Source organism: Pseudomonas reactans, assembly GCF_013385825.1.
Lineage (GTDB): Bacteria > Pseudomonadota > Gammaproteobacteria > Pseudomonadales > Pseudomonadaceae > Aquipseudomonas > Aquipseudomonas reactans.
This window is the reverse complement of sequence record NZ_JACAPG010000005.1, coordinates 1-19,873: the sequence shown is the minus strand read 5'-3', so window position 1 is coordinate 19,873 and position 19,873 is coordinate 1. Positions and strand designations below refer to the sequence as shown.

The window sequence follows — 19,873 nt, the reverse complement described above, 5'->3', positions numbered from 1 at the left end:
GTGATTTACCAGCTGAAATCCTTGGCCTTGGCCTGGTCGATCAGGGTGATGTCCACCGGGATGGTGGCCGGCACCTGCGAGCCCCACTTCTTGGCCAGGGCAATGCCCAGGGCCAGGCGGATCTGATCGCGCGGGTATTGCGCCGAGGTGGCGATGAATTTGCTGCCGGGCTTCTGGATCGCCTTGATCGCTTCCGGCGCGCCGTCGACGCTGACCAGTTTCACGTCCAGGCCGCTGGCTTCAATGGCCGAGAGCGCGCCGAGGGAGCCGTTGTCATTCACGCTGAAAATGCCCTTGAGGGTGGGCTGGGCCTGCAACATGTTTTCGGTAACGGTCAGCGCCTGGTCACGTTCCTGCTTGCCGTTCTGGATGCTGACGATCTTGATATCGGGGTGCTTGGCCACGGCCTCTTTGCAACCGCGCACACGCTCCAGGATCGGCACCACGGCAATACCGTCGAGGATGGCGATATTGCCTTTGTCGCCGATGTTCTTGGCCAGGTATTCGCAGGCCTGGAAGCCGGCGTCAAAGTTCTTCGAGCCGACGAAGGAATCCAGCGGGCCGTCGGCCTGGGCGTCTACCGCGACAACCACGACACCGGCAGCGTGGGCAGACTTGACCGCCGATTGCACGCCGACCGAGTCCGTGGGGTTGATCAGCAGGATGTCGATGCCTTTTTGCAGCATGTCTTCGACGTCACTGACTTGCTTGGACACGTCGTGACGGGCGTCGGTGATGATCAGTTTCGCGCCGATGGTCGCCCCGGCTTCTTCCAGGGCGTTTTTCATGGTGACGAAATAGGGATTGTTGATTTCCTGGAAGGACGCGCCGATGCGGATCGGCTTGGCAGCGTCGGCAAATGCTGGGGAGACAGTGCCGAGGGTGATGCTTACAGCCAATAAACACAGGGTTTTCGGGAGCATTTTCATGGCGTGATTCTCTGTTTTGTTTTTATTGTTAGAGCAAATGTTATCGTTAACATTTTGCGAGAAACTAGCAAGTAAACTGGGGGTATGCAAGCCCCCACTGGTCGCCTTGGCTAACACGGTCTTTGTAGGAGCCTGCTTGCCGGCGATGGCATCCACTCGCCGTACCTGACACACCGAGGTGTCAGCATCGCCGGCAAGCCGGCTCCTACAGTGGGTTTGTGTGCAGCGCAAAACTCGCACATTCCCTGGCGCCAACTAAGCTCACTTTCCAACAAAAAAACACCGAGCAAGCCGCCATGGACCACCCTACCGAGACCTTTCGCGCCCGCTACCGCGCCACTGTCGCGCCTCACTACAACCCCTGGCTGCACGCCGGTTTCGTGTTCGGCTACGGCCTTGTGTGCATCGCCCTGGCCTGGTCTTCCACGTCGCAGATCAGCGCTGTGCAATGGCTGACCGTGCCGCTGACCCTGGTGTTCTTCAACCTCTGTATCTACCTCGTGCACCGTCACCTCGGCCACCACAAGCACGCCTTGGCCAGGCTGTTCTACGCACGCCACACCGGCGATCATCACAGTTTCTTCACCCCCGGCCACATGACCTACGACAGCCCCCGCGACTGGCGCGTCATCCTGTTCCCGGCCTGGCTGATCGTGCTGCACAGCCTGGCAATCACCCTGCCCGCCTGGTGGTTGCTCAAGCAAGTGAGCCCTAATGTCGCCGGGCTGTTCGCCGGGTGCATGATCCTCGGGTATTTACTTTACGAAGTGTTTCACGCCTGCGAGCACCTGCCCGCCAACCACCCGGTGGCGCGCTTGCCGTGGATCCGCCAGATGCATCAACTGCACGCCCTGCATCACCGCCGTGAACTGATGCAGGGGCGCAACTTCAACATCGTCCTTCCCCTGATGGATTACCTCTTCGGCACCCTGCACTGGGAACCTAGCATCAACGACAACCAGGAATCGTCATGAGTACCCGCCCCAAAAAACTGCGTCATCTGCTGTTTGTACTGCTTCTGGCGGTGGTCGCCTTTCTGCTGTTGATGCCGACCAAAGTGCAACCCGTAAACTGGACGCCACCCAAGGCGCCGTCGATGAAGAGCGGCCCTTATGCGGAGAACCAGCGCCTCAAGGGCGTGCAGAAAATCGGCGCCCAGGACATCGCCGGGCCCGAGGCCTTGCTGCTGGATGCCCAGGGCTTTTTGATCAGCGGCTTGCATGACGGGCGCATCATCCGCACCTCGCCCGACAGCCGCAGCCTGGAAGTATTGGCCAATACCGGCGGAAGGCCCCTGGGCCTGGCGCTGCACCCGGATGGGCGCCTGATCATTGCCGACGGGATCAAGGGCTTGCTCGCCCTGGATGCAAAACACCAACTCACTACGTTGAGCACCAGTGCCAACGGCCTGCCCTTCGGTTTCACCGATGACGTCACCGTGGACGCGAGCGGGCGTTATGCCTACTTCAGCGATGCGTCGAGTCGCTGGGGTTACGGGCAGGACGGCGAAGCGGTGATCGAACATGGCGGCGACGGTCGGCTGCTGCGCTATGACTTCAGCAACGGCAGCACCGAGGTGCTGCTGGACCAACTGCAATTCGCCAACGGCGTGGCTTTGGGGCCGAATGAAAACTTCGTACTAGTGAATGAAACCGGCGCCTACCGCATCAGCCGTTACTGGCTCAAGGGCGAGCGCGCCGGCACCCACGACCTGTTTATCGACAACCTGCCCGGCCTGCCGGACAACCTCAGCTTCAACGGCCAGGACCGTTTCTGGGTGGCGCTGTATTCGCCACGCAATCCGTTGCTTGACAGCTTTGCCGGCTACCCATTGCTGCGCAAGGTGATGGTGCGGGCGCTGATGGTGGTGCCCAAGCCTATCGAACGCAAAGCCTTCGTACTGGGCTTGGATACCGAAGGTAAGGTCATCGCCAACCTGCAGGATGGCAGCCCGGGGAATTATTCGCCGATCACCACCGCACGGGAGTACGGAAACTGGTTGTACCTGGGCTCGTTGAAAAGTACGAGCATGGCACGTCTGCCGTTGGACTTGGCATTGGCGGGCGAATAAAAAAAGGGACAGCCTCGTCAGGCTGCCCCTTCTCACGCACACCGTTGAATCAGTGAACGATGTTCTGGGTGCAGATGTGCCCGAAGGTCACGTAAGGCACGTTCTCGCCACCCACGCCCACGCCAGGGAACTCGTCCAACTCGATACGCCAGCCGCCGAAGTTGAAAGTGGTGTCCCAGGTGTAGGTGACGCCCGTGCTGCTGTCCGGATACTGCACACGGTTCTCGCCGAAGCAGTCGCCGATACCGGAACTGGCCTGGGATGTGCCCGCACTGTTGGTGGTGGCCTTGAAGTCGGTCCAGTGGAACTCGGCACCGTCAAAACGTTTGTCGATACGCAGAACCGGCGTGACGCCCAGCAGCGGTGCGCCCGTGGAGTCGGACCAATTGGTGGTCCAGTTCACCGTACGTCCCGCCTGGGTCGCCATCCAGAAAATCGACGCCGGTACACGCACGATATTGTCACCCTTCACATCCGAGGTGTTCAGACGCGGCGTGGAGCCCAGACTCAACTGGTATTGCTTGGTCGGATCCTGGACCACGGCCGGGTTGGCCCGCACACGCACCTTCACCGTAGTACCTGGCGTAACGCTCGGGTAGGTCGAGGTCGAACCGGCAGGGATGGTGACCCAATTGACGCCGTCAAAACGATCGAAAATCCACTGGTTGCGACTGCCGTTCGCGTCACCGGCCAGGTACATGCTCACGCTTTGGCCACGCACCGCCTTGAAGTCGAAGTAATCGACATCGTTGGCGTTGTCGAGGTTGCCGGTCACCTTGTTCATCGAGTCCGGCAGCACAAAGGCGGTTTGCGGCGTGTCATTGGGTTCATAGGCATCGACGTTGGTATCCACCGCCACGCCAAAGCTGAATTGCGAGCTGCTGGCGACCTTGGCGACCATGTACCAGTAGTAATCACCGGCCGGCAGCACGCCGTTGAGGTACTCGTCGGCATTGCCTGCGGCATCCGAGGAGCCCACCACGCTCAGGTTGCCCTGGCCGTCGTCCTGGAACAGGGTCAGCGACATGTCGGTGCCCGCGCTCTGGTTGACCAATTGCACCTGGACCCGCGCGTTCTGTGGGAGGTTGAAGTGGTAGGCGAACTCTTCACCCTGGGCCACACCGTCGATGGTGTAGAGAGTATTGATATCCAGGGTGGGGAACAGCGGAACAAAGTCGGCGACGGCAGCGCTTTTCGGCTCGACCTGGATCGGCTTTTTCAACTCGCTGACTACGCTGTTGAACGGCGCGGATTTGACCGCCTGGGTGACGGCCTTGGACTGGCCGGTCTTGGCCGCCAGGAGTTTTTGCTTGAGGCTGGCCGGCACCTTCGCCGCGTCCAGCGTGCCGCCGGATTTGAGTGCTTTTTCCACGGCCTGCCTGACCGCTTCGGCGCTGAGTTTCTGAGGGGTTTGCTCAGCCAGGGCAAAGGCCGAAACGAAGCAGGAGGCCGCCATGGCCGCGCCCAGCATAAAGGCTTTTTTCGATTTCATTTTTTATCCATCCATAGTTAAAAAGTGAAGCTCAGGTGACATCCGGTCACCTGGGATGGAATGTAGAATAAGACTGGATGGATGTACAGTATTTTATTAAAAAACTATTTCTATGGACTAGGGATGTCGCACCACCAGCGCCAGAAGACCCAAACAGCTGTTGCAATCAACCAAATGAACCCAAGGTAATAGGGCCAAACCACCCAGCGCTTAAGCGATAAAGGAACAGAAGCCAGTTCGGCCTCAGTCACCAACCCTGCCTTCAGATGGCGCTTTGAATCTGAAAGTAACTCAGCAATCAGCATCATGCGATATTGCCTGTCGATCCACCGGTTTCGGCTCCAAAATCGTTTATTGCCGCAGACCATTTCGTTTTGGCGGAAGTAACTCTCCACCTCGTCGAGCTTTGTATATTCGGCAAAAAAACCGAGCCCCAAAACGACAAACGCCCCGGTAAAATGCACAATGGTGAAGACAAGAAAAAACGACACAGTCAAGCTCCCTCCGGCACAAAGATCACATCCCCGTTGGCCTCTTGGATCTCTCCACCCAATAAGGCACCCTCATGACCAAGAGCATTACCTACGGTCTGCCCACCCGCCGCGCCGCCAATAATTGCGCACGCAATCTCACCGCGTCCCTTCATCGCAATACCGAAAAGCATGCGACAGCTTCGAATCGCGAGTTTGGCACCATACTTTCCCCCGACTGCGGCTCCAGCTACTGACCCCACCAACCTCCCCGTCTCCACATACTTCGCCCGTCTACACTGCGCCTCCCTCCCCGTCACACACGCCTCCTTGATCTCCAACCCCGCCACTCCCACATCCAACGCCAACCCCACATACGTCCCGTTGCCCAACCACTTCGACATCTGCGCCATCTCCCGCATCCGCTGCGCATACCCCGCAATCTCCCCCTTATGCAGATAGCTCCTCGTCGAAATCCCCAACACCTTCTTCAACGACGCATTACCCTGCAATCCCGTCCCCAACCGTGCAGCCCCTTGCAGCAGCACCTCCAAGCGCCGAAACACCGCCTGGCGCTGCTGGATAAACGCCGCCCTGTCCAACCCGCCGTCTTTCAACCGCTGATGCAGCCGCTCGATTTCCTCCAACGTTTGCGCCACTTCATCCAAGTGCCGCGCCCAGGCAGAGGTCGCACTGCCGACGCCAATCGAGCCATTGGCCATGAAACTCTGCAGCAAGTCATAGTTGCCGAGCAGTGCCGTACCCGTCGCTGCATTCAGTTCCAGATGACGACGGACTTCCTCGGCATGGCGTATCAACCACGCTTCCTCGACCGAGCAATTCAGGCTGTGGCTGTCGGGAATAATCACCAGTTGCCCCGGTGCCACCAAGCCGGGCCGCAGGTGCCGATTCAGCACATCAAAATGATCCGAGCGCGGGCGACTCAGCCCGCCGACCATCAATCGGGATTTGAGGCTTTGGTAGTCCGTTGCGCGGTCGTTGATAAAGCTCTGCGCCATGCCCCACATCCAGGATGCAATTGAGATGGCGTCGAAATATAAGCAAGCGCCTGCGCCCCGGACACAAGCCCAGGGGGGTCGCTTTACATTTGGGAAACTGCCTACGCACCGGTGAAATAGAGCCTACAGAAACTACCCTAATACCCAGCCCTTTCAAGGTCTTTGAAAAACCGGCGATATCTGGCTGATACCATCCCATTAAGGGCGAACACTGCAACTGTGGCGAGCGGGCTTGTCCCGCGTTGGGTTGCGAAGCAGCCCCAGAACCAGCGGCCGAAGAGTGCCTGACTCACCGCATTCCTCCTTCTAGGGTCGCTTCGCAACCCAACGCGGGACAAGCCCGCTCGCCACAGGTTACTTATCGCCAGTTCCACCTAAAGACCTTGAAAGGGCTGGCCCTAATACCCAGTCATTTCCAGGTAACCCACACCACCCTCAAACCGTACCGGCCCTTCCCAATACGGAATACTCAGGTTCATCCAGGCGTTCGGGTTGACGGCTTGGGTGGTGATGTCCAGCTGTTTGCCAGGGATCTTCAGCGACCAGCGTGTAGGAATCTTGCGCCCATCAATCGTAGTGGTTTCCAACGGCACCAACTGGATATCAGCGTTGTGCAGCGTCTGCGTCTGGCCTTGCGCGTCGATCCAGGTCCCCGTGAGATACCCCGCGCCATCGGCTTGCCGTACCCGAAACAGCATCAACTGCTCGCCCCGGTCCAGGTGCAGGGAAAACCAGTCCCAGCCGGTCTGGCCCGCGCTCAGCGGTTGGCTGCTCCACTCGCGGTCAAGCCAGGCCGGGCCGGTGACTTGATAGACCTTGCCATTGATAGTGACGCTGCCACTGGCCCTGAAAAACGGCTGGCTGTAGTAATACGACGCCTGACCCTGGTCGGACTTGCGGCTGTAGCCATTGTCGCCCTGCAACACCAATGGGCGACTGGAGGTCAGGTGCAGGTCATAGGCGAATTGCGCACCGCTGGCCTTGAGTTGCATGTCGGCCAAGCTGCTCGCGGCGCCGGGACGGGTGACGAAATTCCAATCGTCGATCCAGGCATTGAACGGCTGCGCCTGGGCCCCGGCCTGGCCCACGCCGCCGCGTGCATAACGTTCGGCGGCATAGTGGTGAGTGGCGGACGTCACGGCGGCGTGGCCAAGCCAGATCGTCGAATCACGCCAGCCCGCCTCGGTCGGCCCGGCCTTGAGCGCATTGCGGAACAACGTCCACTGCACGCCGAAGACATTGCCCTGCGCGTCCTTGAGGTTGGCGGTGACGTACCACCACTCGATGCGAAAGCTCGGATGGGGGCCATGGTCCTCTGGAAAACTGAACACTTTGCCGGGCACTACTTGGGCAAAGTCCGCCGCGTCACTGCCCAGGCCAGCGAAGCTTTCCGGTGGCGCGGGGACTTTGTCGCAAGCGACCAGTAAGCAGCACATCCACAACAGCCACTTAATCTTCATTGGCAAACGTCCTCAACAAATCCGTCGGACGGCTGCGGTACAACTGCCACAACGGCCACGCCGAGGCCAGCAAGGTCGCGAGCATCGCCAAGCCGAGCAACTGCGCGAGTTGCCACGGGAACACCTGCAACGGCAGGCGCCAACCAAAGGCCTGCACATTGATCACCGCGTCCAGGCACCAAGCCAACAGCAAGCCGAGCGGCAAGGCCAACACTAACGTGAGCACCGCCAACAGCCAGGTCTGGCCGAGATTGAGCAGCATCAATTGCCGGCGCGTGACGCCTAACGCCCACAGCGGTGCGAGCTGGCCGAGGCGACTCTGGCTCTGGGTCAACAGGCTGATGAACAGCGCCACGCCGGCCACGCCCAGCGTCAGGCTGTTCAGGGCAGCGGTGGCTGCGAAGGTGCGTTCGAACACTTGGCTCGACCAGCCCTTGAGCTGCTGTTGATCGACGATACGGCTGTCCTCCAAGGCAAAGGCGTGTTGTACCTCACGCGTCAACAACGCTACATCCGAAGGTGCCACACGCAGGTTGAAACGCGCCGGAGACAGCGTCGGCCAATGGGTCAGCAGGTGCTTGGAATTGACCAGCACATGGCCTTTGGGGTTGCCGTAATCAGCGTAGATCCCCACTATTTTTGGCGTCCAGGTGCCCTGAGGCGTCGGAATGCTCAGGGTATCGCCCAGCTTCACCGCAAGCCGGCGCGCCAGTTGCTCGCTGAGCATCAGCGTGTCGCCTTGCTGCAACTGGTCCCACGGCTCGCTCGACGCCTCCAACAGCGGCCAATGCTGGCGATAAGTGGGGTCGTCGACCACGCCAAACAGATCCGCCGGCCAGCCCTGCAATTGCACCGCGACTTGCCAGGTGGGCAGCACCGCCTGCACCCGCGGTTGTTGCGCCAACCATAGGCTCAGTTGCTCGGCCTGGGCCGGGTTTTGTGGATTGAGGTACAGCTCGGCAGTCAAACGCTGCTCCAGCCAGTTGTTGAAGGTATGACGAAACCCCGAGGTCATGGAACCTGCCCCGATATTCGCGGCCAGGGCCAACAGCAGCGCCATCAGGGCCAGGCTCAACGCCGGCAATTGCTGACGGCAATCAGCCAGAAACCACTGGCCCAGCACCGAGCGGCTGCGTCCCAGAACGGCCTTGAGCAAAGCATTGAGCACCACCGGCAAACCCAGGGCCGCGCCGAGCAGTAACGCAGCCATCAGCACGAAGCCGGCAGCCAGGCTATGACCGAACCCCAGCGCCAGCACGGCGATCATCAGGGCGGCACCGGCCACCCACCCTTGACGCCGCAACCAGCGCCCATGGGCCTCATGCCAGGCCTGGGCATTGGCCAGCGCCAACAAGGGCAAGCGCGCCGCCCGCCACAGGCTGCTGGCACCGGCCAGCAACGCGCCGAGCAAACTCAAGCCCAACCCCGCGCCCCACCACCAAGGGCTCAGGCTCAACTGCCCCGGCACCTCGGCACCATACAAACCACGCAGGCTGGCGGCGATATCCGGCAGCAACAGGCTGGCCAACAGATAGCCGCTGGCCACGCCCAGCACGCCACCCAGCAACGAAAGCACACCGAGTTCCACGCCCAGGCTGACGATCAACAGACGCACACTGACGCCGCAGGCACGCAAGGTGCGCAACAGCCCGCGTCGTTGCTCCAGGGCAAGGCCAATGGCGGCGTGCACGATAAACAACCCGACCACAAAGGACAGAAAGCCCAATGCATCGAGGTTCAGGTGAAAGCTTTCGGTGAGACGCGCGAGGTTATTGTCCTCGCCCTGCTTGAGTTGCAGCCCAGCGGGTGGCGTGGGCTGGCCGGCGGCGAATTTTTTATCCACCAACATCCGCGACAGGCGCTCAGGCATTTCCAGCACAGGCTGGGCAAAGCCGATGTCGGTGAGCAACAGCCCGGGGGCCATATCGGCCTGGATTTGCAGCGGCGGCAGGGTATTCCCGTTCAGGATGATGGGTTGTTGACCTTCATGCAGCCCCAAGGCCTGCAAGGTCTGCGGTGCAATCCAGGTACGCCCCGGCGGTTCGAAAAACGCCAGCATCTGTGCCTGGCTCAAACGCTGCCCCGCCACCGCGCCACTGCCGGGCAACGACACCGGGTCGATGCCCATCAATTGCAGGCGCACATCTTCCTGCCCCTTTAGCTGCACCCGCCCTTGAACCACCGGCGACACCGGCCAACCGGCTCGGCGCAACTGGGCAAAGACTGCTTGGGGAAAGCTGGCCCCGTCCGGCGCGCCAAGACTGGCCTGGGGTTCGCCGCCGATCAACTGGCTGGCGCGGGCATAGCTGTCGCGTGCCTGGCTGTTGAGGGCTTGCACGCCGATCAGCAGCGCGGTGGCCAACCACAAGCCGGTGAGCACGCTGAAAAACTGCACGGGATGGCGCCGCCAGTGGCTGAGCAGTGCGCGCAGGGTCCAATAAAAAACCGCCATTTCAAATAGCGCTCGCCGGCACGACACGACCGCGGTGCAACACCACCTGCCGGTCCAGGCATGCGGCGATACGCGGGCTATGGGTGACCATCAACAAGCTGGTGGGGCTGTCGCGCAGCAGGTCCAGCAGCAGTTGCAACACCTCGTCGCTGGTCGCTTCGTCCAGGTTGCCGGTGGGTTCGTCGGCCAGTAACAGGCCCGGCCGTGACGCCAACGCGCGCCCCACCGCGACCCGTTGCTGCTGGCCGCCGGAAAGCTGTTCCGGATAACGCTTGAGCAGATCACCCAGGCCCAGACGCTCCACCAACTGCGCCTGCCACTGCGGATCAAACCGCCCCGCCAACCGCGCCTGGAACGCCAGGTTGTCCTCAACCCGCAAACTGCCGATGAGGTTGAACTGCTGGAACACCAGCCCGATCTGCGTGCGCCGCCAGTGGGCCAACTGCGCTTCGCTGAGTTGGTCGAGGCGCTGCTCGCCGACCTGGATACTGCCGCCGTCCACCCGGTCCAGCCCGGCCACCAGGTGCAGCAAGGTGCTTTTGCCACTGCCCGACTCGCCCATCAATGCCAGGCTGCTGCGCTCGGGTAAATGCAGATCCACACCGGCCAATACCGCCAACGGTCCCTGGGGGGTGGCATAGCTTTTGAACACACCTTGCACCTGCAGCATGACGACACTCGTTTGAGGGGGGCAATCGAGAATAACGGCTGCCGATCCAGGTCATGCAAATTTTTCACATCGATTTCACCGACTGCCCACCCACCCCTCTTTAAATTACCGGTCAAGCGTCACTTGTCGGCAACTTGTTAGTTGTCAAGCTTCACAACTTTTTACATGCAAAATGTTCAGCGAAAAGACAGCCGCCGTGTGACAGCCTCTTGTTCCATTACCGGCATTCGCCAACACGTTGCGCCTAATTAATACAACATTGCCAACACTGCCCATGGTGAACAAAGTGGTTGACCTTACCCTGACCAAACCGCGCTCGCGATGGGCCTTTATCAAGCGCCTGCGACGGCTATGGCTGGGCATATTCGTGGTGGGCTTGCTGCTGGTCGCCAGCCTGCTTTGGCACGCCTCGCCAAAGGACCTCGGTGTCGGCAATCGCTTGTTGACCTCCCACGTGCTGCCCCTCTGGCGTGACGGCGACCTGATCGTGCTGGTGCGCCATGAAGAGCGTTGCGACCGCTCGACCAACCCCTGCCTGGGCCCTGTGGAAGGCCTGACAATCAACGGCAGCCAGAACGCCGAAACCCTGGGAAAAGCCTTTAAAACACTGGGCATGGACGGCAGCGATGTGCTGGCCAGCCCGGCCATCCGCACCGCCCAGACCTTACGTTTCATGTTCGGTAAAAACGAACTGACTTCCGGCCAGCAAGCCGTCTGCGGCGCGGCCATGGGCGAAGAACTGCTCAGCCATAAAACCCCCGGACGCAACCTGGTCTTCGTCACCCACAGCGGCTGCATCGCCGACTTCGAAAGCACCCTGGGCTTTCCCCATGCCGCCTTTCCCAAATACGGCAGCGCCTTGTTCGTGCAGGTATTGCCCAACGGTAAATTCAAGACGCTGGGCATCGTCAACAGCCCGGACTGGCCGGCCGCGTTAAAACAATTCTAAACACTTTCCTGTCCGTCTGTTCAGCAAAAAGACAGCCCTGTTCTGGCATGTTTAGTTGCGCCTTTTAACTAAGGACATCATGACTATTTCCCGTAACTCAGTGACCACTGTGACATTTTCTTCTATTACTTCATTACTTGAATTCCCCACAACTAAACGTCAGGGAGCGACGTTTGCATGACTCGATTAAAACCTCTGCCACTGTTATTACTGGCCTTTGTCGCGTTTTACCTGTTGCCCCTGGGCCTGCACGGCTTATGGATCCCGGACGAAACTCGCTACGGCCAGATCAGCCAGGAAATGCTCCAGAGCGGCAACTGGGTAGCGCCGCATTTCATGGGCATCCGCTATTTCGAAAAACCCGCTGGCGGCTATTGGTTGATCGCCCTGGGCCAGGCAGTGTTCGGCCAGAACCTGTTCGGCGTGCGCATCGCCTCGGCCCTCACTTCCGGCTTGAGCGTGCTACTGGCCTACCTGATCGCCCGTCGCCTGTGGAATGACCCGCGCAAAAGCTTCGCCTGCGCCCTGCTCTACCTGAGCTTCGGCCTGGTGGCCGGGCAAGCGGGCTACTCCAACCTGGATCCGCAATTCACCCTGTGGGTCAACCTGAGCCTGGTAGCCCTGTGGTTTGCCCTCGACAGCCACACAGTGCGCGGTCGTCTGTGGGCCTGGGCCGTCGTGGGCCTGGCCTGCGCACTGGGTTTCCTGACCAAGGGGTTCCTGGCCTTGGCGTTGCCGGTGTTGATCGCCGTGCCTTACATGCTCTGGCAACGCCGCCTGGGCGAACTGCTGCGCTATGGCCCGCTGGCCATGCTGGTGTGTTTGCTGGTGTGCCTGCCTTGGGCGTTGGCGATCCATCTGCAAGAACCGGACTTCTGGCGCTTCTTTTTCTGGAATGAACACATCCGCCGCTTCAGCGCCGACAACGCACAGCACGTGCGGCCGTGGTGGTTCTTCCTGCCGATCATCGCGGTGGCTTGCCTGCCCTGGGCAGGGTTGCTGCCGAGTACCCTGCGCAAGACCTGGCAGGAAAAGCGCCAGCCGGCGATCGCTTTCCTGGCCCTGTGGCTGCTGTTGCCGCTGGGTTTCTTCAGCCTGAGCAACGGCAAGCTGCCGACCTACATCATGCCGTGCCTGCTGCCCCTGGCCTTATTGATGGGACATACGCTGGTCGGCCTGATCAACCAGCATAAAGCCCGCATGATCGGCCTCAACGGCCTGCTCAACTTCGTGATCGGCATGGCGGCCATGATCGTGCTGATCTACCTGCAGATCACCCGGCCGCTTTACAGCAACAGCCATGCGGAGATGTTCAGCCTGTCCCTGGCGTTTATCGTGTTGCTGGGGTGGATCCTCACCAACCTGCTGCAAGCCTTCCGCCCGCTGACGCTGTGGGCGATGCCGACCCTGGGCATCGGCTTGCTGGTGATCCTGCTGCCGGCGAGCATGCCGGAGTGGATTGCACACAACGAAATGCCCGACCAGTTTGTGCTCGAACACCTGGAAGAACTGCAACAGACCCAAGCCCTGCTGAGCAATGAACTGGGGAATGCCAGCGCGCTGGCCTGGCGCCTGAAACGCCCGGAAGTGGCGCTGTACGACACCGAGGGCGAGCTGCGTTATGGCTTGCAGTACGCAGGCTCGGTCCATCGCAAAGTGGAGTTGGAAGAGGTGCAGGACTGGCTCAAGGAACAGCGCCAACTCGGCTCGGTCGGCGTACTGATGCGCGTCAACAGCACCAGTGAAATGCGCGAAGCCGGGCAACTGCCGCCAGGAGGCAAACGCTACTACAAGGGCTCCCTCGAACTGATCATCTACCCGAAATCGCCGTGATGGCGGCTTTCTTCAAGACCGAACGCGGCGCCCTGCTGCTGTTGCTGGGCGTCACTGCCCTGCTGCTGCTGACCGGCCTGGGCGCACGCGACCTGTGGGGCCCGGAAACCCGTTGGTCGAACATCGCCTTGCAGATGCTGCAGAGCGGCGACTACTTCGACCCCTACCTCAAAGGCGCACCGTATTACGACAAACCTCTTCCCTCCTACTGGCTGATCACCGCCAGTGCCCACTTGCTGGGTGGCCTCGGTCCCTGGTCACTGCGTTTGCCGTCCGTGATCGGCGCCTGGCTGAGCGTGTGGCTGGTCTACCTGATCGGCGAACAACTGCTGCGCAAGGGCACCGGGCTGATTGCCGGTTGGATGCTCGCCACCACCTTCTATTTCCTGTTCTGGGCGCGCGTAGCCACGGCCGACGTGCTGACGGTGTGTGGCGTGCTGGCGGCAGTCTGGTGGTACTGGCGCGGGCCGGAGGACACGCGGCTCGGTCGCTATACCGTGTTCTTCCTGCTGCTGGCCGTGACATCGCTGTTCAAAGGGCTGATCGGTTTTGTGCTGCCCGGCCTGGTGCTGCTGCCACACCTGCTGGCTGAACATCGCTACAAACGCCATCTCAACCTGCGCCTGGTGTGTGCCTTGCTGATCGCGGCGGCGGTGTATGCCGTGCCCTTCGTGCTGTCCCATGTCTACGGTGCCCCGAGCTATGGCAGCAGCGGCCTGGCCCTGGTGTTCCGCGAAAACGTGGTGCGCTTTTTCGACCCGTTCGACCATATGGGACCGATCTACACCTACCTGATCTACCTGCCCGCCTACACACTGCCCTGGGTACCCTGCTGGCTGCTCGGCCTGTGGCTGGCGCTGCGGCACTGGCGCCAGACGCCGCCGAATGTGCGCTGGCTGGTGTGGGGCCTGGGTCTGTTGTTCGTGTTCTTTACTGCCAGCGGCAGCCGCCGTAGCTATTACGTACTGCCACTGGTGCCCTTCGCCCAACTACTCGGCGCCTGGTGGGTCAGCGAACGCCTGCGGGCACGGCCGGCCGGCCAGTCACGCTGGTTCAAGGGGTTCGCCATCGCCGCAGCACTGATGCTGCTGATACTCGGCGTGGCCTACCCCTGGAGCAACAGCAACGGCGGCGTGACGCGCTTTGCCGAAGACGTGCGAGCCGAAGCGACCCAAATCGCGCCGTGGGAGCAATGGCAACTCGTGCTGGTGGAAGCGGACAACAAAGTGCCGATGTACCTGCAAAACGGCGGCAAACCGTTCTACTACGTGACCGAAACCCAGGACTTCCCGCGCCAGGGCGATAGCGCGGCATTCCTGGCCTGGCTGGAAAAAACCAGCGGCAAGGCTTTCGATCCGCAACGCACGATCATTGTCGCGCGGTACTCCAAGGACGATCCCGCGCCACTGGCTTACCTGGGGAAGGATCATCGGGTGATTGGCACCCAGCCGGATAATGGCGAGCGGTGGTTTCACAAGCGTGAGGATGGGAGCGTGGCGTTCATTCCCCTGCGCAAATAGAAGACGGTCTTATCCTTTTGGCAAACTGGCGGCGTGGATGAATGCCTCATCCAGGCTTTGGGCGTCGTAGGCGTCCATGAAGCCTTGGCCATCAGTGAAACGGTTGAATCGCCTTTGACTCAGCATGTAAAAGTCATCGCAATGGGCGACGATTTCATCGACGTTGTGCGATGAAACCAACACCGCGACACCCTCTGTCGCTGCCCCCTCCAAACAACGCCAGATGTGATAACGAAACTCGGGATCCACACCCGCCGTGGGTTCATCCAGTATCACCAGGTCAGCGTTGGCGCAGAGCAGGGACAACGTAAAAAACCAACGCTTTTCCCCATAACTGCAGAGTGCGGATTTTTTGTTCCAGATCTCGCAGTAACGCTCTGCGATGCCCGGGCTCCATTTTTCGATTTTATCGAGTGCATGTTGTTGAGTGACCTTGGTGTCGGAGCAAAACAGCATGGCCATTTTGAAGATGTCGAACATGCGAAATACAGGCGGCGTGCTGATGATCTGCGACAGGTACAGCAGCTTGGCGAAAGAGCTGTTTACCTCACCGCCCTCTATTTTCTTCAGGCCGCACAGCACATCAAAAAAAGTGGTCTTGCCGGAGCCGTTTGGGCCGAGAAGGCCTGATATGGAGCCGGCTGCGACTGTCAGAGAAGCGTCGCTGAACAGTACATGGCCTGGGTAACTGACACCGAGTGCGCTGACGATAAGTTTCTTCATCAGTATCGGCTCCATACTGGGTTGATGAGCAGTAATCGAAAAGTCACGCCAAAGGAGATAGAAAAGGCCGCCATGACAGCCAACACGACGTCTATCGACCCCGCGACCCCCTCCACCATTATTTGATTAGCCCACCCCATTGGATTTAAAAGTTTTATGAGCTGGAGGGCAGTATGAGATGAACTGGCACTGACAATTCCAAGCGCCAACATCAAACACACCAAGACAGAAAATGCGGTACTGGCATTTTGAAAACTTAGCGGAGCCAATGTAAGCAACAGCGAAAATATGGAGAACAAGAGGAAGCAGATATAAAATCTCAACACAATATCCAGCATATCCAAAACTTCCACCCCCGGTCCAAAATAAAACTTCGTCAGACCGTAGAAAACCACGCAATAAACTATCGACAAGATGGAGTAGGCAAAAAACTGCCCAAATAGAAAGATGAGCTTGGTCGGTGTCGTGTAGACAAAAGAGCGCAAAAAGCCACTTTCTCTTCGCCCTACGATATAAAACGCCAGGCCAAAAAACGCCACGCTACTGGCGATAAAAGCATAGAACCATGACGTAACGGCGAGATAACTGATCGTTCGATCATCATTGGACGTCCTCGCATAGGCGATTAGATAAAATGTTACCGCCGGAGAGACCACCATCCAGAACAGTGCAACAGGTTCCTTTAACTGTTCCTTTATAAACAGTGCGGCCAGTAAAAAGGGTTTGGACAGTGGATAACCGTTCATGGCTTACCTCGCAGGAAGCGTGACCGACTTTCCATCAAAACTTAGCGCATTTGGAAAAACATTCAAGAAACCCTAATTTTACCAGGCTCGTAAATATGAGAAATTTCACTCATAAAAATCAGACATCTAGCAATTGAATACAACGAACTTCTTCTTTCGAGGACGCCACCCGAACATTACATTTTTCAACAGCGTTAGTGACTTATTGATCACATTACAAAAACAATCAAATACTTCATTAATCAACAAGTACTGCGCTGCTCGACTGTTTTTTTGCAAAAATACGACGAGCGGCATTGGTCAAATTTGACCTGAGAGCGCTCAATCAGCCAAAGCCGCCGAATCACACGCGGCGATCTTCTCCCGCGTCCCCTCATCAATAAGCCCGCGAAGCTTCTCAAACAAAGGATCGGCATCCGTGTAGCCTTTGCCGTAGGTCAGGTTGAATCCATAGTCGAAATCGGGCGGGTTCTTGCCCTGATTGTGCTGCAGAAGGGTTTCCAGTTTGTCCAGCGCCTTGACGGCCTTGGCCTCGGCAGACTGCGCGGCTTCATAGTCCTCCCAGAGCGCCATTATCTGCGTTTGCAATGGCCCGTCGAGGGCGCGGGTCAGGTGTAGAAGGTCTTTTCTCTCTTGCTCGCTCTTGTCAGGAAACGACGCTTTGTGGATGGCCGGGATGTCGCCATGGATGGCCTCCCCCAGGTCATGGATGACGCACATCTTGAGCAGTTTGAGCCTGTCGAGATGGCGGAATTGATCCTCGAAAACCATCGCCATCAGGCACAGGCGCCAGCTATGTTCCGCGGTGCTTTCGGTGCGGCCTGAGGTGGTGTGGGCGCTGCGGAGTACGTCCTTGAGTTTTTCCGCCTCGCGAATGAAGGCGAGGCGCCCTTTGATCTCTTCGGTGTCCATGGTGTTCTCTGGCTCGGTCGACTGACAGGCTGCGCGACTGCACAGGCGGCCAGACTAGGTCCAGGGCTATCCGACGTCCACGCATAAGATATGCGTGCGCCCGCGTCAGAGTGTCTCGACCAGGCGCGCGGCCGTTCCGTCCGAAAGGGGGATACGGGTCCAGCGGCAAACGCCTTGCGTGATGGGCACGAGCAGCGAGTCATTGGCGCCCGTGGAAAACTCCACGGCGGGGGGTGCCAAGGTTTCGCGCCATCCGGATGCGTTGAGCGCAAGCTCCTTGCACATGATCTCGGGGGTGGCGAAACGCCAAAGAGAGTAGCCCATCAACTCACTGATCGGGCGCGTGAACTCGGCCGCTCGGCTTGGAGAGCACGCCAGCAGACGGTGGGTCAGGTCGCAAACAAGGTGCATGGGCCGTGAGCTCTCGCTGACCAGCCGGGCCAGGACGTGATCGGCGGCGGCGTCGAGGCGAGCGGCCAGCAGTTGCTCAAGCTGTTTGTGCGCCACCGGGTCCATGGCCTGCACGCCGCTTTCCCAGCGGGAAATGGTCGATTGGGTCACACCGAACACCTGCGCGGCATGGGATTGCTTGACGCGGTGCAGCAGGCGCCAACGCCTCAGCGCAACGCCAGGCAAGGCCAGCGGTAACAATGTGTCAGGCATGTCGAGATCCTCGAGAGGCGACGGGGCGGGTCAGTTTGATGGATGTGCGCCCACGCCTGCAAATCAACTCTGCGGATTGATCCCACTTTTGCGCGGCACACCGGCCTCGTCCGTGCCCACTCGCAACCCTGCGACCTGCTCCTGCACCGCCCGCCCCTCCGCCCGATTGCGGATAAACCCAGCACGGGTAAACCGCTCCAGGAACGGCACCGGCAGGGTCTTGTCCGGTGTCACCGCTGGCTGCTCGGCCACATTTCCGAATAAGGTGTATGCGACAGTTGGCAAGTGCCGAGTGTTGAGGTCACTGGTTACTCGTCCTTCCTGCAACACAATCGCGCGGTTGGTAACCCGTTGCAGGTCGGACAGGCGCTGGGAGATGTAGAGGATCGCCACACCCCGTGCCCGCTGGCTGTCGATCAGGCCAAGCAGGCGTTCGGCGTCGGTTTCCGACAGGGCGGCGGTGGGTTCGTCGAGGATCAGGAATCGGGGTTGCTGGGCAAAGGCGCGGGCCAGCACCAGCAGTTGGCGGTCCGCCTGGCCGATGCGTTCGACCGGGTGTTGCAGCGGCAGCTCCAGGCCGAGCCCGGCGGCGATGGCTTCGGCACGTTGCAGCAGGTTTTTGCGGTTGAGCAAGAAATCGGCATCGGGTTGGCCCAGTTCATCGAGCAACAGGTTCTCGGCCACGCTCAGGCCGGGAGCGATCCCGTCGTCGGGACGTTGGTGCACAGCCACGATGCCGACCCTGCGCGCCGACAACGGCGAGGTGAAACGCTGACGCTGACCATCGACCCACAGTTCACCGGCGTCCGACGCCAGGGTACCGCTGAGGATCTTTACCAGAGTCGATTTGCCCGCCCCCGTGGCGCCAAGCAACGCCACGCCCTCGCCCGGATAAATATCCAGGCTGACCTGATCCAGCGCCCGTTGGGCACCATAGGTTTTGCAAAGGCCAAGCAGGCGAATCAGGGGCGCGGGGGCAACGGGGTTGCTCATGGCTCATCTCTAAGGCGGAACGGTGACTCATTACAACGCTTTACGGCGCTGATTTATTCCGAACAACAATGAGTTAGGTGCCGAATTAAATGCATTACGTCATGAACAATCCAATAGCTGAATCGCATAGGCAAATTTTTTTGAGTTATAAGGCGATTGTCGGCAGTTTGATGAATGCATTCAGCACGGCAACCATGAGTCCCATGGGGATCGCTGTTGAGTAGTGAGCGGTGGGATTGGTGGCAATTGGTCATGGTTTGTAAAGGGCCAGCAAGGCGTGTCGCTTTTAATTGCAGGACGTTTCCTAGACAATCCTCGCCGCCTTGTGCCTGCCGGGGTCGGTGGCTAGTCTTCGCTCCGTCACTGCCAATTCAGTGATCGGGTTTAGTCGCCCGGAATGACACAAGGCGCATGGTCACCGTAGTTTTATGGTGGCTGTGCGCAGGGCACCTTCGGGTGCGCCGGATTTCCTTGTGGCCGGTCGACTAACCTGCGTACAGCCACCACCCATCGTTTAGTCGCGACAGGTGTTGGCTCCTATTTACACAAGGAACTACACCATGAACAAAGCCCTACCCGACCCGCCCTGTGACCCCGCCAATGACCGCGCCGCCTTCAACCGCGCCATTGACCATTACCTGCCTTCACAGGGTTTCCACGCCATCAACGAAGACCTCAGCTTCGAAGACGCCCTGCTCTACACCGCCAGTTTGCTCGACAGCGCTTCAGCGACTGCATTGGATTGCGGCGAGCTGCTGCCCAGCCCCGAGCGGGCCAAGATCCTGGCGGTGTGGCATTTACTCGAAATTGCCAAGACGACGGTGGATCGCTCCATCGCGTGCCTGAAACCTTCGCCTACCCCTGCCTGAACGCGATCAGAAAATGTAGGAGCTGGCTTGCCGGCGAGGGTCGTTAACGATGACGTCGGGTATCTGGGTGAACGCGGCGTTCTCACGTTTTTCGCCGGCAAG

18 protein-coding genes are annotated in these 19,873 nt (G+C 59.6%); 6 read left to right on the top strand and 12 right to left on the bottom strand.

Features of this window, described 5'->3' with window-relative positions:
• Positions 1-5: 5 nt before the first annotated feature.
• Positions 6-929 carry a substrate-binding domain-containing protein gene (locus tag HX868_RS04825; protein WP_038849054.1) on the bottom strand — a complete coding sequence of 308 codons (924 nt, stop codon included), beginning with the start codon at positions 927-929 and terminating at the stop codon, positions 6-8.
• Between the two features lie 296 nt (positions 930-1,225).
• On the opposite strand from HX868_RS04825, the gene HX868_RS04820 reads away from it, so the two are divergent.
• Both HX868_RS04820 and HX868_RS04815 read left to right on the top strand, forming a co-directional pair.
• Positions 1,226-1,903: a sterol desaturase family protein gene (locus tag HX868_RS04820; protein WP_177002098.1), complete on the top strand. Its 678-nt coding sequence runs from the start codon at positions 1,226-1,228 to the stop codon at positions 1,901-1,903.
• On the top strand, positions 1,900-3,000 hold the full coding sequence (locus tag HX868_RS04815; protein WP_177002097.1) for an SMP-30/gluconolactonase/LRE family protein: 1,101 nt from the start codon (positions 1,900-1,902) through the stop codon (positions 2,998-3,000). Before HX868_RS04820 ends, HX868_RS04815 begins: the two co-directional genes overlap by 4 nt.
• Before the next feature lie 49 nt (positions 3,001-3,049).
• On the opposite strand, the gene HX868_RS04810 is transcribed toward HX868_RS04815, so the two are convergent.
• The 6 genes from HX868_RS04810 to HX868_RS04785 form a co-directional block, all read right to left on the bottom strand.
• The gene (locus HX868_RS04810) at positions 3,050-4,492 is read right to left on the bottom strand and encodes a pre-peptidase C-terminal domain-containing protein (protein WP_177002096.1); all 1,443 of its coding nucleotides are present in this window, start codon (positions 4,490-4,492) and stop codon (positions 3,050-3,052) included.
• 110 nt (positions 4,493-4,602) lie between these two features.
• Entirely contained in the window at positions 4,603-4,983 is a 381-nt protein-coding gene (locus HX868_RS04805; protein ID WP_177002248.1) for a hypothetical protein, read from the bottom strand.
• Positions 4,984-4,985: 2 nt separating this feature from the next.
• The gene (locus tag HX868_RS04800; RefSeq protein ID WP_177002095.1) at positions 4,986-5,981 is read right to left on the bottom strand and encodes a hypothetical protein; all 996 of its coding nucleotides are present in this window, start codon (positions 5,979-5,981) and stop codon (positions 4,986-4,988) included.
• A gap of 398 nt (positions 5,982-6,379) precedes the next feature.
• Entirely contained in the window at positions 6,380-7,441 is a 1,062-nt protein-coding gene (locus HX868_RS04795) for a lipocalin-like domain-containing protein (RefSeq protein WP_177002094.1), read from the bottom strand.
• Entirely contained in the window at positions 7,431-9,893 is a 2,463-nt protein-coding gene (locus HX868_RS04790; RefSeq protein WP_177002093.1) for an ABC transporter permease, read from the bottom strand. The genes HX868_RS04795 and HX868_RS04790 overlap by 11 nt, the downstream gene beginning before the upstream one ends.
• A 1-nt stretch (position 9,894) precedes the next feature.
• The gene (locus tag HX868_RS04785; protein ID WP_177002092.1) at positions 9,895-10,563 is read right to left on the bottom strand and encodes an ABC transporter ATP-binding protein; all 669 of its coding nucleotides are present in this window, start codon (positions 10,561-10,563) and stop codon (positions 9,895-9,897) included.
• 274 nt (positions 10,564-10,837) lie between these two features.
• Here HX868_RS04785 and pmrG point away from each other — a divergent pair, with 274 nt between their 5' ends.
• The 3 genes from pmrG to HX868_RS04770 all read left to right on the top strand — a co-directional run bounded on the left by pmrG (position 10,838) and on the right by HX868_RS04770 (position 14,865).
• The gene (gene pmrG, locus HX868_RS04780) at positions 10,838-11,512 is read left to right on the top strand and encodes a lipopolysaccharide core heptose(II)-phosphate phosphatase PmrG (RefSeq protein ID WP_177002091.1); all 675 of its coding nucleotides are present in this window, start codon (positions 10,838-10,840) and stop codon (positions 11,510-11,512) included.
• 177 nt (positions 11,513-11,689) lie between these two features.
• Entirely contained in the window at positions 11,690-13,345 is a 1,656-nt protein-coding gene (gene arnT / locus HX868_RS04775) for a lipid IV(A) 4-amino-4-deoxy-L-arabinosyltransferase (RefSeq protein WP_177002090.1), read from the top strand.
• Positions 13,345-14,865: an ArnT family glycosyltransferase gene (locus HX868_RS04770; protein WP_177002089.1), complete on the top strand. Its 1,521-nt coding sequence runs from the start codon at positions 13,345-13,347 to the stop codon at positions 14,863-14,865. Before arnT ends, HX868_RS04770 begins: the two co-directional genes overlap by 1 nt.
• A gap of 9 nt (positions 14,866-14,874) precedes the next feature.
• Here HX868_RS04770 and HX868_RS04765 read toward each other — a convergent pair whose 3' ends face one another.
• From HX868_RS04765 to HX868_RS04745, 5 genes are all read right to left on the bottom strand, one after another.
• Positions 14,875-15,588, bottom strand: a complete 714-nt coding sequence (locus HX868_RS04765) for an AAA family ATPase (RefSeq protein ID WP_177002088.1) — start codon at positions 15,586-15,588, stop codon at positions 14,875-14,877.
• The gene (locus HX868_RS04760) at positions 15,588-16,334 is read right to left on the bottom strand and encodes an ABC transporter permease (protein ID WP_177002087.1); all 747 of its coding nucleotides are present in this window, start codon (positions 16,332-16,334) and stop codon (positions 15,588-15,590) included. The genes HX868_RS04765 and HX868_RS04760 overlap by 1 nt, the downstream gene beginning before the upstream one ends.
• A gap of 321 nt (positions 16,335-16,655) precedes the next feature.
• Positions 16,656-17,246 (bottom strand): HD domain-containing protein, encoded by a 591-nt coding sequence (locus HX868_RS04755; RefSeq protein WP_177002086.1) that lies wholly within the window; start codon positions 17,244-17,246, stop codon positions 16,656-16,658.
• 105 nt (positions 17,247-17,351) lie between these two features.
• Positions 17,352-17,909: a helix-turn-helix domain-containing protein gene (locus tag HX868_RS04750; RefSeq protein WP_177002085.1), complete on the bottom strand. Its 558-nt coding sequence runs from the start codon at positions 17,907-17,909 to the stop codon at positions 17,352-17,354.
• 63 nt (positions 17,910-17,972) lie between these two features.
• Positions 17,973-18,902, bottom strand: a complete 930-nt coding sequence (locus HX868_RS04745; RefSeq protein ID WP_177002084.1) for an ATP-binding cassette domain-containing protein — start codon at positions 18,900-18,902, stop codon at positions 17,973-17,975.
• A 560-nt stretch (positions 18,903-19,462) separates the two neighbouring features.
• Between HX868_RS04745 and HX868_RS04740 the strand changes: the two genes are divergently transcribed.
• Positions 19,463-19,771, top strand: coding sequence for a DUF6124 family protein (locus tag HX868_RS04740; RefSeq protein ID WP_177002083.1), 309 nt, complete (start codon positions 19,463-19,465; stop codon positions 19,769-19,771).
• Positions 19,772-19,873 lie beyond the last annotated feature (102 nt).

Bases quoted from the DNA above. Each gene is read 5' to 3' on its own strand.
- HX868_RS04795 (WP_177002094.1), bottom strand. From the start codon at position 7,441: ATGAAGATTAAGTGGCTGTTGTGGATGTGCTGCTTACTGGTCGCTTGC.
- pmrG (WP_177002091.1), top strand. From the start codon at position 10,838: ATGGTGAACAAAGTGGTTGACCTTACCCTGACCAAACCGCGCTCGCGA.
- HX868_RS04785 (WP_177002092.1), bottom strand. From the start codon at position 10,563: ATGCTGCAGGTGCAAGGTGTGTTCAAAAGCTATGCCACCCCCCAGGGA.
- HX868_RS04760 (WP_177002087.1), bottom strand. From the start codon at position 16,334: ATGAACGGTTATCCACTGTCCAAACCCTTTTTACTGGCCGCACTGTTT.
- HX868_RS04765 (WP_177002088.1), bottom strand. From the start codon at position 15,588: ATGAAGAAACTTATCGTCAGCGCACTCGGTGTCAGTTACCCAGGCCAT.
- HX868_RS04755 (WP_177002086.1), bottom strand. From the start codon at position 17,246: ATGGACACCGAAGAGATCAAAGGGCGCCTCGCCTTCATTCGCGAGGCG.
- HX868_RS04770 (WP_177002089.1), top strand. From the start codon at position 13,345: ATGGCGGCTTTCTTCAAGACCGAACGCGGCGCCCTGCTGCTGTTGCTG.
- HX868_RS04810 (WP_177002096.1), bottom strand. From the start codon at position 4,492: ATGAAATCGAAAAAAGCCTTTATGCTGGGCGCGGCCATGGCGGCCTCC.
- HX868_RS04745 (WP_177002084.1), bottom strand. From the start codon at position 18,902: ATGAGCAACCCCGTTGCCCCCGCGCCCCTGATTCGCCTGCTTGGCCTT.
- HX868_RS04790 (WP_177002093.1), bottom strand. From the start codon at position 9,893: ATGGCGGTTTTTTATTGGACCCTGCGCGCACTGCTCAGCCACTGGCGG.
- HX868_RS04820 (WP_177002098.1), top strand. From the start codon at position 1,226: ATGGACCACCCTACCGAGACCTTTCGCGCCCGCTACCGCGCCACTGTC.
- arnT (WP_177002090.1), top strand. From the start codon at position 11,690: ATGACTCGATTAAAACCTCTGCCACTGTTATTACTGGCCTTTGTCGCG.
- HX868_RS04750 (WP_177002085.1), bottom strand. From the start codon at position 17,909: ATGCCTGACACATTGTTACCGCTGGCCTTGCCTGGCGTTGCGCTGAGG.
- HX868_RS04740 (WP_177002083.1), top strand. From the start codon at position 19,463: ATGAACAAAGCCCTACCCGACCCGCCCTGTGACCCCGCCAATGACCGC.
- HX868_RS04825 (WP_038849054.1), bottom strand. From the start codon at position 929: ATGAAAATGCTCCCGAAAACCCTGTGTTTATTGGCTGTAAGCATCACC.
- HX868_RS04815 (WP_177002097.1), top strand. From the start codon at position 1,900: ATGAGTACCCGCCCCAAAAAACTGCGTCATCTGCTGTTTGTACTGCTT.
- HX868_RS04800 (WP_177002095.1), bottom strand. From the start codon at position 5,981: ATGGCGCAGAGCTTTATCAACGACCGCGCAACGGACTACCAAAGCCTC.